This window comes from Nocardioides sp. NPDC004968 (genome assembly GCF_040608935.1).
In the GTDB taxonomy this organism is placed as follows: Bacteria; Actinomycetota; Actinomycetes; order Propionibacteriales; family Nocardioidaceae; genus Nocardioides.
Genome location: NZ_JBEXJF010000034.1, coordinates 40385 through 52617 on the forward strand (window position 1 = coordinate 40385; position 12233 = coordinate 52617).

At 68.7% G+C, this 12233-nt stretch carries 14 protein-coding genes and 1 tRNA gene; 8 read left to right on the forward strand and 7 right to left on the reverse strand.

What is annotated here, in order from left to right:
- Positions 1-25: 25 nt before the first annotated feature.
- From ABZU72_RS23190 to ABZU72_RS23210, 5 genes are all read right to left on the reverse strand, one after another.
- Positions 26-622 carry a YdeI/OmpD-associated family protein gene (locus tag ABZU72_RS23190; RefSeq protein WP_355021149.1) on the reverse strand — a complete coding sequence of 199 codons (597 nt, stop codon included), beginning with the start codon at positions 620-622 and terminating at the stop codon, positions 26-28.
- Between the two features lie 17 nt (positions 623-639).
- Positions 640-1434, reverse strand: coding sequence for an MBL fold metallo-hydrolase (locus ABZU72_RS23195; RefSeq protein WP_355021150.1), 795 nt, complete (start codon positions 1432-1434; stop codon positions 640-642).
- Entirely contained in the window at positions 1431-2315 is an 885-nt protein-coding gene (locus tag ABZU72_RS23200; protein WP_355021151.1) for an NUDIX hydrolase, read from the reverse strand. The genes ABZU72_RS23195 and ABZU72_RS23200 overlap by 4 nt, the downstream gene beginning before the upstream one ends.
- A gap of 62 nt (positions 2316-2377) precedes the next feature.
- Positions 2378-2836: a RidA family protein gene (locus ABZU72_RS23205; protein WP_355021152.1), complete on the reverse strand. Its 459-nt coding sequence runs from the start codon at positions 2834-2836 to the stop codon at positions 2378-2380.
- Positions 2833-2988, reverse strand: coding sequence for a DUF4177 domain-containing protein (locus ABZU72_RS23210; protein ID WP_141791386.1), 156 nt, complete (start codon positions 2986-2988; stop codon positions 2833-2835). The genes ABZU72_RS23205 and ABZU72_RS23210 overlap by 4 nt, the downstream gene beginning before the upstream one ends.
- A 92-nt stretch (positions 2989-3080) precedes the next feature.
- Here ABZU72_RS23210 and ABZU72_RS23215 point away from each other — a divergent pair, with 92 nt between their 5' ends.
- The 3 genes from ABZU72_RS23215 to ABZU72_RS23225 all read left to right on the forward strand — a co-directional run bounded on the left by ABZU72_RS23215 (position 3081) and on the right by ABZU72_RS23225 (position 6219).
- On the forward strand, positions 3081-3896 hold the full coding sequence (locus tag ABZU72_RS23215) for a maleylpyruvate isomerase family mycothiol-dependent enzyme (RefSeq protein WP_355021153.1): 816 nt from the start codon (positions 3081-3083) through the stop codon (positions 3894-3896).
- A 27-nt stretch (positions 3897-3923) separates the two neighbouring features.
- Positions 3924-4940: an ArsA-related P-loop ATPase gene (locus ABZU72_RS23220; protein ID WP_355021154.1), complete on the forward strand. Its 1017-nt coding sequence runs from the start codon at positions 3924-3926 to the stop codon at positions 4938-4940.
- A 112-nt stretch (positions 4941-5052) separates the two neighbouring features.
- On the forward strand, positions 5053-6219 hold the full coding sequence (locus ABZU72_RS23225; protein WP_355021155.1) for an ArsA family ATPase: 1167 nt from the start codon (positions 5053-5055) through the stop codon (positions 6217-6219).
- 79 nt (positions 6220-6298) lie between these two features.
- On the opposite strand, the gene ABZU72_RS23230 is transcribed toward ABZU72_RS23225, so the two are convergent.
- Positions 6299-6574: a WhiB family transcriptional regulator gene (locus tag ABZU72_RS23230; RefSeq protein ID WP_045548985.1), complete on the reverse strand. Its 276-nt coding sequence runs from the start codon at positions 6572-6574 to the stop codon at positions 6299-6301.
- A gap of 226 nt (positions 6575-6800) precedes the next feature.
- Here ABZU72_RS23230 and ABZU72_RS23235 point away from each other — a divergent pair, with 226 nt between their 5' ends.
- A complete protein-coding gene (locus ABZU72_RS23235; RefSeq protein WP_355021156.1) occupies positions 6801-9236 on the forward strand; it encodes a penicillin-binding protein in 2436 nt (811 codons plus the stop codon).
- A 67-nt stretch (positions 9237-9303) separates the two neighbouring features.
- Here ABZU72_RS23235 and ABZU72_RS23240 read toward each other — a convergent pair whose 3' ends face one another.
- Complete coding sequence (locus ABZU72_RS23240) at positions 9304-9762, reverse strand: GatB/YqeY domain-containing protein (RefSeq protein WP_355021157.1); 459 nt, start codon at positions 9760-9762, stop codon at positions 9304-9306.
- Between the two features lie 25 nt (positions 9763-9787).
- Here ABZU72_RS23240 and ABZU72_RS23245 point away from each other — a divergent pair, with 25 nt between their 5' ends.
- From ABZU72_RS23245 to ABZU72_RS23260, 4 genes are all read left to right on the forward strand, one after another.
- Entirely contained in the window at positions 9788-10708 is a 921-nt protein-coding gene (locus ABZU72_RS23245; RefSeq protein WP_355021158.1) for a metallophosphoesterase, read from the forward strand.
- 73 nt (positions 10709-10781) lie between these two features.
- Positions 10782-10855 (forward strand) — tRNA-Pro (locus ABZU72_RS23250).
- A 72-nt stretch (positions 10856-10927) separates the two neighbouring features.
- Positions 10928-11386: a nitroreductase/quinone reductase family protein gene (locus ABZU72_RS23255; RefSeq protein ID WP_355021159.1), complete on the forward strand. Its 459-nt coding sequence runs from the start codon at positions 10928-10930 to the stop codon at positions 11384-11386.
- A 37-nt stretch (positions 11387-11423) separates the two neighbouring features.
- Positions 11424-12182, forward strand: a complete 759-nt coding sequence (locus tag ABZU72_RS23260) for a hypothetical protein (RefSeq protein ID WP_355021160.1) — start codon at positions 11424-11426, stop codon at positions 12180-12182.
- Positions 12183-12233 lie beyond the last annotated feature (51 nt).

Consider the following 12233-nt stretch of genomic DNA (forward strand, 5'->3'; position numbering starts at 1 on the left):
GCGACATCCGCCCACACGAACGGGGCTACTGAGGCCGGCGCTTCTGTGGATGGATCGTCTCGTGACGGGCGAGCATGGCGACGTACTCCTCGATCTTGCGCGCCCGCGCGGCCTCGGTCTTCAGGGCGGTGATGCGGTGATAGAGGGCGAAACGGTTCTGGGAGGTGAGGACGTCGTACATCGCCTGCGCCTCGGGCACCGCGGCGATCGCGGCGAGGAGATCTGGCGGGGTCTGGGCAGTGGCCGGACCGGCGTACGCCGCCTCCCACCGCCCGTCCGCCTTCGCCGCCTCCACAGCGGCCCGCCCGGCGGCGGTCATCCGCCCCTCGGCCTCGAGACGGTCGATGTGCTCGACGTTCCTCAGCGACCAGCGGCTCTTCGGCCCACGCGGGGTGAACCGCTGGAACGACGACTGCTCGTCGCGCCGCCGGGCCTGACCGTCGATCCACCCGAAGCAGAGCGCCTCATCAAGCGCGGTCTGCCAGGTCAGCGTGGTCAGCGTGCCGCCCTTCTTGGTCAGCACCAGCCAGACCGCGGCCGTCTCGGCATGGTGCTCCTCCAGCCAGGCCCGCCACGCGGGTGGGTCGGGAAGCAGGAGCTCGGCTCCGGACAGGATCGCCATGAGCCGAACAGTAGGCCTCAGCGCTCAGCGAGGTAAGCTAATTGGGCTCGCACCGAGAGCTCGGCGGCACCCCACAGGACCTGGTCGACGTCGGCGTACACGATCTCGACGATCGCCCGCGGATCCGCCTCGGCAGGGTTGTTGCCGAGCCCGGAGAGAGCGTCCTCGACCTGGCCGAGACGTTCGCGGCGGTGGGCGATGTAGTAGTCCAGCGCGCCGAGGGCGTTCCCGATGACCGGGCCGTGACCGGGCCAGACGCTGCCGACACCGTGTTCGGAGGCGAGGGCGTGCAGGCGGTCGAGCGAGTCCAGATAGGCACCCAGCTCGCCGTCGGGGTGGGCGACCACGGTCGTCCCACGCCCGAGGACGGTGTCACCCGTCAGCACCGCCCCGTCGGCGGGCAGCCAGAAGGACAGCGAGTCCGAGGTGTGCCCCGGAGTCCCGACGACGCGGATCTCCAGACCGTCGACCTCGATGACGTCACCGTCGCCGAGCCCCTCGGTCCCGAGCCGGTATTCAGGATCAAGAGCGCGTACGCCGGCCCCGACCCGCTCCGCGAAGGCCCGTGCCGCCTCGGAGTGGTCGTAGTGATGGTGGGTCAGCAGCACCGTCGCCACCTCACCGGCGGCCTCCGCGACGGCATCGAGATGCCCGTCGTCGAGAGGCCCCGGATCGATCACGACCGACCGGCGCGCGCCGGGCTCACGCAGCACCCAGGTGTTGGTGCCGTCGAGGGACATGATCCCGGGGTTGGGCGCGAGGATGCACTGCCCGCGCTCGCCGAATGCCCCGCCAGACCAGGACTCGTTCATGAGTGCTTCCTTCCGGCGACGAGGGAGGCGTGCAGGGGCATCATCGACAGGGTGTGGCCGCCGTCGACCTCGGTCACAGCGGGAGTGAACATCGTCAGCACACGCTCGGCGGCGACCGCGAGGACCTCGTCCTCGGACCCGAACGAGGTGACCTCGAGACAGTTGAGATAGGTCGGCGGCATCATTGCCAGCTCGCCGGCCTCGACCTGGGCGACCGCCTCGGCGGTGCTCAGCCAGAGCACCGAGGACGACTCGCTGGACACGTCGCGCGTCACCTGCCCCTCGGGGAGGCGCGCGACGAAGAACCAGGTCGCGAAGCGCTTCGGCTCGAAGACGGGCGTCGTCCAGGCCGCCCATGGCGCCAGCAGGTCCGTACGCAGCACCAGCCCGCGACGGGTCAGCAGTTCGGTCAACGACAATGAGCGTGACTCCAGGGCGGCACGGTCGGCCTCCCAGTCGTCGCCCGAGACGTCGTCGACAACGGAATCGCCCGAGGCTCCCGCGAGCAGCACCCCGGACTCCTCGAACGTCTCCCGCACCGCCGCGGCGACCAGCGCTCGCGCGCGGGACTCGTCGACCCCGAGCCGCCGAGCCCACTCACCGGCGGACGGCCCGGCCCAGCAGGAGTCGGGCAGCTCGGCATCGCGTACGTCCACGCCGCCGCCGGGAAAGACAGCCATCCCGGCAGCGAAACCCATCGTCAGCTGCCGGCGGAGCAGGTAGACCTCGGGGCCGGAGGAGGAGCCGTAGGAGCCCGGCCGCAGCAGCAGCACCGTCGCCGCGTCGCGCGGCTCGACCGGGGTGCGTACGCCCTGGGCGTACTCCCCGGCCAACGCCACGATGTCGTCACCAAGCCGGACTGGAGGGATCGGGATACGCACGTTCGTCACTGTAGCGACGCTCACACCAGCGCCCTACCCCCATCCGAGCCTCAGACCGAGGCTCAGATCTCGACGACGATCTCCACCTCGACGGGAGCGTCGAGCGGCAGGACGGGCACACCGACGGCGGAACGCGCGTGCCGGCCGGCCTCGCCGAAGACCTTCCCGAGCAGCTCCGAGGCACCGTTGGCGACGCCCGGCTGACCGGTGAAGTCGGGGGTGGAGGCGACGAAGCACAGCACCTTCACGATCCGCTTGACCTTCGAGAGGTCACCGATCTCGGCCTTGACCGCGGCCAGGGCGTTGAGCGCGCACTGCTGCGCCGCCGCGTAGCCGTCCTCGGCCGACACGTCCCCGCCGACCTTGCCGACGGAGAGCAGCGCGCCGTCCTTCATCGGGAGCTGGCCCGAGGTGAACACGTGGTTGCCCGAGCGCACCGCCGGGATGTAGGCCGCCACCGGCGGCACGACGTCCGGCACGCTCAGCCCGAGCTCGGCGAGAACGTCCTCGGGGCCGCTCACTCGGAGACCGCCCGCTTGAAGAAGCCGACGTAGTTGCCGGTGCCGTTGTCGAGGATGGAGACGAGCTCCCACCCATCGGCACCGAAGTTGTTGAGAATCTGCGCCGCAGCGTGGTTGAGGATCGGCGCTACCTGGTACTCCCACTTGGTCATATCGGCACCCTACTTCGCGGACCCGCGGACGGGTCTCCCGGCGAGATGGTTTGACCTTCCAACTGAGGTCCCGGCCCACTATGGTCAGGTCCGTGACTTCCGCAGAGCAGCTGAAGACGTACGTCGACACCTGGTGGTCCTCCGTCCAGGACCTCCTCACACTCCTGGAGGAGCTCTCCGAGACCGACTGGGACCAGCCGACCGACCTCCCCGGCTGGGACGTACGCGCCATCGCCTCCCATGTCGCTCACCTCGAGGGCCTCACCGCCGGCGCACCCCGCGAGGACGCCTCCGTACCCGAGTCCACCCACATCAAGTCGCCGATGGGTCAGTTCACCGAGATCGGCGTGATCACCCGACGCGACGCCGCGCCGTCGAGCATCATCGACGAGATCCGCCGCTACACCGCCGTACGTCACGACGAGCTGCTCGCTTCTCCGCCCGAGGACCCCGCGGCGCCGGCGTCCGGCATCTTCGGTGCGCTCGGGTGGACGACCGGCAAGCTGCTCCGCAACCGGCCGCTCGACCTCTGGCTGCACGAGCAGGACATCCGCCGCGCCACCGGCCGCCCGGGCAACCTCGACAGCCCCGGCGCCCTCCACACCGCCGACTACCTCCTCGAAGGCGTCGGGTTCGTGCTCGCCAAGAAGGCCGCCTGCGCCCCCGGCACCTCCGTGGTCGTCGAGGTCGAGGGCCACGCGCCCTACGCCTTCACCGTCACCAAGGAGGGCAAGGGAGTCCCGGTGGCCGACCCGGTCACCGCGCCCACCGTCACGCTCTCCACGGACCGGGAGACGTACGTCCTCCTCACCGGCGGCCGCGCCTCCGGCGACCCCGCCAAGGTCGAGATCAGCGGCGACACTGCCATCGGCACCAAGATCGTCGAGAACCTCAACATCACCCCCTGATGGCGCGACCCCGTTAAAGTCGTTCCCATGAGTTCCGACTGGCCCCACGTGCAGCTGCATGTGGTGACCGGCAAGGGCGGCACGGGCAAGTCGACAGTGGCTGCAGCCCTGGCGCTCGGGCTGGCCTCCCACGGGCAGAACGTCCTGCTGTGCGAGGTCGAGGGCCGCCAGGGCGTGGCGCGGATGTTCGACGTCGACCCGCTGCCCTACGCCGAGACCCGCATCGCAACCGGTCTGCGGCTGCGGGCGCGATCCGGTGCCGACGCCGAACCGGGCAACGTCTACGCCCTGCACATCGCCCCGGAGGAAGCCCTCCTCGAGTACCTCAAGATGTACTACAAGCTCGGCCCGGCCGGCCGCGCCCTCGACCGCTTCGGCGTGATCGAGTTCGCGACCACGATCGCGCCCGGGGTCAGGGACGTCCTGCTCACCGGCAAGCTCTTCGAGGCCGTCCAGCGCAACAGTCGCAACAAGGGCGCCCGGACCTACGACGCAGTCGTGCTAGACGCTCCCCCGACCGGCCGGATCACGAGCTTCCTCAACGTGTCCGAGTCGGTCGCGGGCCTGGCCAAGGTCGGCCCGATCAAGCACCAGGCCGACACGATGATGACCCTGTTCCGCTCCCGGCGCACCGCGGTCCACCTCGTCACGCTGCTCGAGGAGATGCCGGTCCAGGAGACCGCCGACGGCATCAGCGAGCTGCGCGCCGCCGGGCTCCCTGTCGGCGGCGTCATCGTCAACCAGGTACGCCCCCGCGACCTCCCCGACGAGTCCCTCGCCCCCGCCCGCGCCGGCACCCTCGACGACGAGCTGATCGCCGAGGACCTCAAGCGCGCCGGCGTCGAACCCGACCCCGCCCTGATCTCCGCCCTCGCCGACGAGGCCAAGGAGTACGCCGAGCGCCGAGCCCTCGAGGACGCCCAGCGCGACCTCGTCGCCGGCCTCGGGGTCCCCACCTACGAGCTCAACCGGATCGCCGGCGGGATCGACATGGGTGGGCTGTACGAGCTCGCGGCCGAGCTCAAGGATCAGGGGCTGGCATGAGGATGGAATACCCGGTTAACCGGGTATCCCTGCACTTCTCGGGCATTGCAACACCTGAGAAGTGCAGGAATCACCTGAGCGGCGTGACGGAAGTGACGAGAGGGACAGCCCGATGAGCGCGCACCCACGCGTCGGCCCGCTGGCCGCGCATGCCGACCACACCCGAGCCCTCGAAGTCGACGGGCTACTCGACGACCGCGACACCCACATCATCGTCTGCTGCGGCAGCGGCGGCGTGGGCAAGACGACCACGTCGGCGGCGCTCGCACTCAGAGCAGCCGAGCGCGGCCGCAAGGTGGTGGTGCTGACGATCGATCCGGCGCGACGCCTCGCGCAGTCGATGGGCATCGAGCGGCTCGACAACACGCCTCGCCCTGTTCCCGGGATCGGCCCTGGCCGGCTCGACGCGATGATGCTCGACATGAAGCGCACCTTCGACGAGGTGGTCGAGTCGCAGGCCAGCCCCGAGAAGGCGCAGCAGATCCTCAACAACCAGTTCTACATCGCGCTGAGCTCGAGCTTCGCGGGCACGCAGGAATACATGGCGATGGAGAAGCTCGGCCAGATCTACCGCGACGCCTTCGCCCACAACGGCGGCAACGGCGACTACGACCTGATCGTCGTCGACACGCCCCCGAGCCGCAGCGCGCTCGACTTCCTCGACGCACCTGAGCGCCTCTCCAGCTTCCTCGACGGGCGCTTCCTGCGCCTGATGCTGGCCCCGGCCAAAGGTCCGGTCAGGCTGATGTCGGCCGGGATCAACATCGTCACCAACGCGCTCAAGAAGGTCCTCGGCGGGCAGATGCTCACCGACCTGCAGACCTTCGTGACCGCGCTCGACACCGTCTTCGGCGGGTTCCGGCAACGAGCCCAGGAGACGTACGCACTGCTCCAGGCCGACGAGACCGCCTTCCTCGTCATCGCTGCCCCCGAGCCCGACGCGCTCCGGGAGGCCGCCTACTTCGTCGAGCGCCTCTCCGGCGACCGGATGCCGCTCCAGGGCCTGGTCGTCAACCGGGCCACCCTGCCTGACGACGCATCGCTCACCGCAGCCGCGGCAGGGGCCGCCTCGGAGCGCCTTCCCGACGCGCCGCTCACCGCCGGGCTGCTGAGGCTCCACACCGACCGCGCGCTCCTGGTCGAGCGCCAGAGCCAGCTGCGCGAGCGCTTCGCCGTCGCCCATCCCCAGGTGCCGACCGCCGTCGTGCCGGCGCTGCCCGGTGACGTACACGATCTCGACGGGCTCCGCGAGATCGGCCGGCTGCTGGCCCGGGAATGAGTCGAGCCAGGACGTACGAAACGTACGTCCTGGCTCAGACCAAGATCTTCAGCGACCCACTCGAGTAGGGGACGAGGGGTCACTCCACAGAGGCACGGGTGCGCGCGGCCTCGAGGACAGCGCGCCAGGAGGCGTTCGGGCTGCGGCGGAGCAGCGCCCGACGCTCGCGCTCGGTCATGCCGCCCCAGACACCCCACTCGATCTGGTTGTCGAGCGCCTCGGCCAGGCATTCGGTGCGGACTACGCAGCCGGAGCAGACCATCTTGGCCTTGTTCTGCTCGGCTCCACGTACGAAGAGCTCGTCGGGCTCGTTCTCACGACAAGCGGCCTGTAGCGACCATTCATCAACCCACATGGTGTGCCATCCCTTCATCGGAGCGCTTCGCCCTCCCCATATTGATGACGTGGCGCCCGTGCGGACTAAAGGTTAAGGACTCGACCCGGTCGAGTGACACACCCTTCTGGCCCAAAGTACGTAGTTCGAAATGACTAGATGGGGTCCTAGGACCCGTTTCTGGCTCCCTGTCCGGCTCCGATTGCGAATCATGTGCTATTAACCGCAATCACCTACGATGACCAGCATGTCCTCGCCGTCGCTGCGCCCGCAGACCGTGCTCAAGCATCTCGCCGTCATGTGCGGCGTGGCAGCCGTCCTCGGAGTCGTCGCCGCGGGTCTCGCCATTCCCTTCGCCGGAGTGGCTGGGATCGCGGCCAAGGAGACCGCCGAGAAGATGGACTCGCTGCCGCAGGCCTTCGAGGTCGACGACATGTCCCAGACAACCAAGATCGTCGACCGCAAGGGCAACCTGATCACGACGCTCTACGACCAGAACCGCGTCTACCGCCCTCTTGACCAGATCTCGCCCAACATGTCGAAGGCGCTCCTGGCGATCGAGGACTACCGCTTCTACCAGCACGGCGCGATGGACCTCAAGGGCACGCTGCGCGCGCTGATCACCAACCAGGCCAGCGACTCGGTGCAGGGTGGTTCCTCGATCACCCAGCAGCTGGTGAAGACGACGCTGGTCTACTCCGCGAAGACCGAGGCCGAGCGCAAGGCGGCCATCGAGAAGTCGACCGCCCGCAAGATCCGCGAGCTGCGCTACGCGATCGCTCTGGAGGAGAAGCACTCCAAGGACTGGATCCTCGAGCGCTACCTCAACGCGGCCTACTTCGGCGACGGCGCGTACGGCGTCCAGGCGGCCGCCAAGCACTACTTCAACGTCAACGCCTCCGAGCTCAACTGGCAGCAGTCGGCGATGCTGGCCGGGATGGTGAAGAACCCCACCGGCTACGACCCGACCAACTACCCCGACGCCACCATCGCCCGCCGCAACGTCGTCGTCGACCGGATGGCCGCGCTCAAGGTCGTCTCCCGCCCCGAGGCGGAGAAGCTGAAGGACGCCAGCCTCGGCCTGAACGTCCAGAAGCAGCGCAACGGCTGCCTCGGCTCGTCCGCGGAGTTCTTCTGTGACTACGTCCTCAAGTGGCTGCTCAAGGACCCGGCCTTCGGTGAGACCGAGACCGACCGGCTCGCGCTGATCAAGTCCGGCGGTCTGACCATCAAGACCACGCTCGACCAGCGCTTCCAGGACGCCGCTCAGGAGTCCGTCGAGGATCACGTCTACGCCACGGACCAGGCCATCGGCGCCCTGGCGATGGTCGAGCCCGGCACCGGTCGGGTCCGGGCGCTCGCCCAGTCCCGTCCGATGGGTGACAACAAGAAGAAGGGTCAGTCCTACCTCAACTACCTGGTCCCGAAGGAGAAGTCCGGCGACTCCAACGGCTTCCAGGCCGGGTCGACCTTCAAGGCGTTCACTCTGGCCGCGGCCATCGAGCAGGGCTTCCCGCTCAAGCAGAAGATCAACTCGCCGGAGGAGCTCACCCTCAACGAGTCCACCTTCGCCGGCTGCCCGGGCGACGGCAACCGCGTCGGTTCCCACACCTTCCACAACTCCACCACGTCGGGCAGCAAGGACGCCTACACCGGCACCCGGGAGTCCGTGAACACCTTCTACGCCCAGCTCTTCCAGCTCACCGGGATGTGCACGCCCTACAAGATGGCGCAGAAGATGGGCATCAAGCTCACCGCCCCGTTCGGAGTCAGCTTCGACGACGGTCACATCTGCAAGCCGAGCGAGACTCGCTGCGGCGGCGCGGAGCGCGTGCCCACCTTCACCCTCGGCGTCGTGGACGTCAGCCCGCTCGAGATGGCCGAGGCGTACGCCACGTTCGGCGCCCGTGGCAAGCACTGCGACTCGGTGCCGGTCAACGAGATCCTCGACGCCAACGACAAGGTGATCAAGAAGTACGAGCCGACCTGCGAGCAGGCGATGGCCAAGGGCACCGCCGACGCGGTCAACGACATCCTCCGCGGCGTGATGGAGCCCGGTGGCTTCGGTCAGAACCTGGCCCTGTCGGTGCCGAGCGCCGGCAAGACCGGCACCACGCAGGACAACAAGGCGGTGTGGCTGATGGGCTACACGCCGCGGCTCGCGACCGCTGGGATGATCGCCGGGGCCAACTCGGCGGGCACGCCGCTCGGTCTCCAAGGCCAATACATCGGCGGCGACTACATCGCCACCGCATCGGGGTCGGGTTTCGCCGGCCCGATGTGGGGCGACGCGATGCAGGTGATCGACAAGTACCTCAAGTACGTGGACTTCCAGGAGCCCGACCCGAACGTGATCGCAGGGAACACGGTCGACGTCCCCTGGGTCGGCGGCATGACCGTCGAGAAGGCCACGAAGGTCCTGCGGGGCGCCGGCTTCCAGGTCCAGGTCGGCCCGGAGGCGTACTCGGAGTACGACCCCGGCCTGGTCGCCTTCACCACTCCCTCCGGCGAAGCAGCCGAGGGGTCGCCGGTCACGATCTACACCTCGCTCGGCCCGGAGCCGAAGCCAGATCCCAAGCCCAAGAAGAAGCAGCCCGAGAAGAAGCCCGGCCGCGGCGATGAAGAGAGACCCGCCACGGTCGAGGACGAGCCCGACTTCGGCTGGGAGTGGCCGACCGGCTGACGCCCAACCCAGCAACGACACGTGGCCCCACCGATCCGGTGGGGCCACAGTCGTTCTCGGGCAGTCGTCAGGCGAGCTGCTTACGCACCTCCGCGGCCACGGCGCCGCCATCCGCACGTCCCTTGGTCTGCGGGGTCAGGATGCCCATCACCTTGCCCATGGCGCGCATCCCCTCGTCGGCCGCACCGGTCTGGGCGATGGCCTTGCTGACCAGGTCGGAGATCTCCTCGGCGCTCAGCTGAGCGGGCAGGTACTCGGTGATCACCGCGGCCTCCGCGGTCTCCTTCTCGGCCTGCTCGGCGCGACCGCCGTCGGCGAAGGCAGTGGCCGCCTCGCGGCGCTTCTTGGCCTCGCGGGTGAGGATCGTGATGATCTCGTCGTCGGTGAGCTCCTTGGCCTCCTTGCCGGCGACCTCGGCCTCGGTGATCGAGGCCATGACCATGCGCAGCGTCCCGGCGCGCTCCTTGTCACGGGCCTTCATCGCGGAGGTCAGGTCGGTCCTCAGCTGGTCCTTCAGAGTGCTCATGGAACCATTGTGGCAGGGTTGAGCCATGCGGCTCGCCTCAGTAATCGGCGCAACCCTCGGCACCGGGCTCGCCACCGGCGCGGCCATGACGGCGTACGCCTTGTGGGAGGCCCGTCAGTACACGCTGCGCCACGTCGGACTGCCGGTGCTCCCCGAGGGCGCGGACCCGCTGCGGGTGCTGCATCTCTCCGACATGCACGTGGTCCCGTCGCAGCACAAGAAGCTCGACTGGATCGCGTCGCTGGCGTCGCTGAAGCCGGACCTGGTCGTCGACACCGGTGACAACCTGGCCCACCAGCGGGCGGTGCCGTCGATCGTCAATGCCCTCGGCTCGCTGCTCGACGTACCGGGCGTCTTCGTGCACGGCTCCAACGACTACTACGAACCGCGGATGCGCAACCCGATCGGCTACCTGCTGCCGGACAACGGTAAACGGCAGACGAACGTGCCCGAGCTCCCCTGGCGTGACCTGTCCGCGTCGTTCACCAAGTCCGGCTGGCTGGACCTCACCAACACGCGCTCGTCGCTGACCGTCAAGGGCATCGAGTTCGCCTTCGCGGGCGTCGACGACCCCCACCTCCGCCTCGACGACCTCTCCTCGGTCGCCGGCCCCGCGGACCCGTCCGCGGACGTACGCCTCGGGGTCGCGCATGCTCCGTATCTACGGGTCCTGGACCAGTTCACCGCCGACGGCTACGACGCGATCCTGGCCGGCCACACCCACGGCGGTCAGATCTGTCTGCCCGGCGGACGAGCGCTGGCCACCAACTGCGATCTCGACCCCGCCCGGGTACGCGGCCTGCACACTCACACCCACGGCGGACGGCAGGCGTGGCTGCACGTCTCGGCCGGCCTCGGCACCTCGCCCTACACCCGGATCCGCATCGCCTGCCGCCCCGAGGCGACGCTCCTGACGCTCACCCCGCGCGGGGCGTCTCGACGGTAGGGGCCGATTACGGATCGGAGGAGTCTCTGGGCTATGCTCATTCCTCGTTGGACCGTTTGTTCGGTGCAGCATTCGGGTTGTAGCGCAGCTTGGTAGCGCACCTCGTTCGGGACGAGGGGGCCGCAGGTTCAAATCCTGTCAACCCGACATCGAGTTCAGGCTCGGAGATCGCAAGATCTCCGAGCCTGAACCTCTTTCTGGCCGAGTAATGTCGACGCCATGAGCTTCGACACTCGCAACGGCACCCGTGGCGCCAAGCAGCCCTCGGCCAACCTCCTCCTGAAGCTGGGCAACAAGCTGATGATGAGCCGGGCCCGCAAGAGCAACGGCACCACGGCCGGGATGCGGCTGCTCGTGCTCACCACGATCGGCAAGAAGAGCGGCGAGCCTCGCTCGACGCCGCTCGCCTGGTTCCCGGGCGACGATGACACCTGGCTGATCGCCGCCTCGGCAGCCGGCGGGCCGAAGAACCCGGCGTGGTACTACAACCTTGCCGCCAACCCGGACCGGGTCACCATCGAGCTCGGCGGCGAGACCATCCCGGTGGTCGCCGAGCAGCTGCACGGCGAGGAGCGCGCCCGCGCGTGGGCTGCGATCGTCGAGTCGGCCACCAACTTCGGGACGTACGAGGAGAAGACCGACCGCGAGATCCCGGTCATCCGTCTCACCCGCGCCTGAGTTCAAATGTGACGCGCGACATGCGAAACTGCCCCTCATGAGCAACGACCCCGCCGACAAGCTCGCCGCGCCGTCGTTCGGTTTCAAGAAGAAGCGTGGGGGCACGAAGCCGGCGAACGCCAAGCCCGAGAAGACCCAGCCCTCGAAGACTCAACCCCAGAAGACGCAGGCCCCGAAGGCTCGTGTCGAGAAGGCACCGGTCGAGACTGCACCGGTCGAGAAGGCATCGGTCAAGACTGCTGCGGTCGAAACGGCCTCCGCGGAGAAAACCCAGGTGCTGGAGAAGACGGCACCACCCGTCGTAGCGCCCGAGCCGCCTGCGAAGAAGCAGAAGGCACAGAAGCCGTCCAAGCCCGCGAAGGAGCCGAGAGCGCCCAAGGCACCCAAGACGCCCAAGGACCCGAGCCAGCGGCGGATCAACCTCGGCACCCCGTCGGGCCTGTCCGCGGCGGTCATGATCGGCGCCATCGTCGGCGCGTTCATGGCCCTGGCCGTCTGGTTCAGCGGCACCCTGAGCCAGTGGACGCGAGGCACCTCGTCGCTCGGCGACAAGGGAGCGATCATCCTCATCGCCGTCTTCGCGCTCGCGATCATCGTCGGCGGCTACCTCCTTCGCCTGGCCGGCGCCCGCTCCCCCTTCACGGTCAGCTTCCTCGGCTCAGCGCTCGTCGCCGTACTCTCGATGCTCTTCCTCACCGACGTCTTCGCACACGCCTGGGGAGTGATCGTCGTCGTGATCCTCGCCGCCGCCGCGTACGCTCTCGCCTACTGGGTCACCACCAACTACATCGACTGACAGACCCATCCGAGGCGTCACTCCGGTCGGCCGAGTTGGCACCGTCGTGCC

Bases quoted from the DNA above. Each gene is read 5' to 3' on its own strand.
- ABZU72_RS23235 (WP_355021156.1), top strand. From the start codon at position 6,801: ATGTCCTCGCCGTCGCTGCGCCCGCAGACCGTGCTCAAGCATCTCGCC.
- ABZU72_RS23240 (WP_355021157.1), bottom strand. From the start codon at position 9,762: ATGAGCACTCTGAAGGACCAGCTGAGGACCGACCTGACCTCCGCGATG.
- ABZU72_RS23220 (WP_355021154.1), top strand. From the start codon at position 3,924: ATGAGTTCCGACTGGCCCCACGTGCAGCTGCATGTGGTGACCGGCAAG.
- ABZU72_RS23225 (WP_355021155.1), top strand. From the start codon at position 5,053: ATGAGCGCGCACCCACGCGTCGGCCCGCTGGCCGCGCATGCCGACCAC.
- ABZU72_RS23195 (WP_355021150.1), bottom strand. From the start codon at position 1,434: ATGAACGAGTCCTGGTCTGGCGGGGCATTCGGCGAGCGCGGGCAGTGC.
- ABZU72_RS23230 (WP_045548985.1), bottom strand. From the start codon at position 6,574: ATGTGGGTTGATGAATGGTCGCTACAGGCCGCTTGTCGTGAGAACGAG.
- ABZU72_RS23260 (WP_355021160.1), top strand. From the start codon at position 11,424: ATGAGCAACGACCCCGCCGACAAGCTCGCCGCGCCGTCGTTCGGTTTC.
- ABZU72_RS23210 (WP_141791386.1), bottom strand. From the start codon at position 2,988: ATGACCAAGTGGGAGTACCAGGTAGCGCCGATCCTCAACCACGCTGCG.
- ABZU72_RS23245 (WP_355021158.1), top strand. From the start codon at position 9,788: ATGCGGCTCGCCTCAGTAATCGGCGCAACCCTCGGCACCGGGCTCGCC.
- ABZU72_RS23190 (WP_355021149.1), bottom strand. From the start codon at position 622: ATGGCGATCCTGTCCGGAGCCGAGCTCCTGCTTCCCGACCCACCCGCG.
- ABZU72_RS23255 (WP_355021159.1), top strand. From the start codon at position 10,928: ATGAGCTTCGACACTCGCAACGGCACCCGTGGCGCCAAGCAGCCCTCG.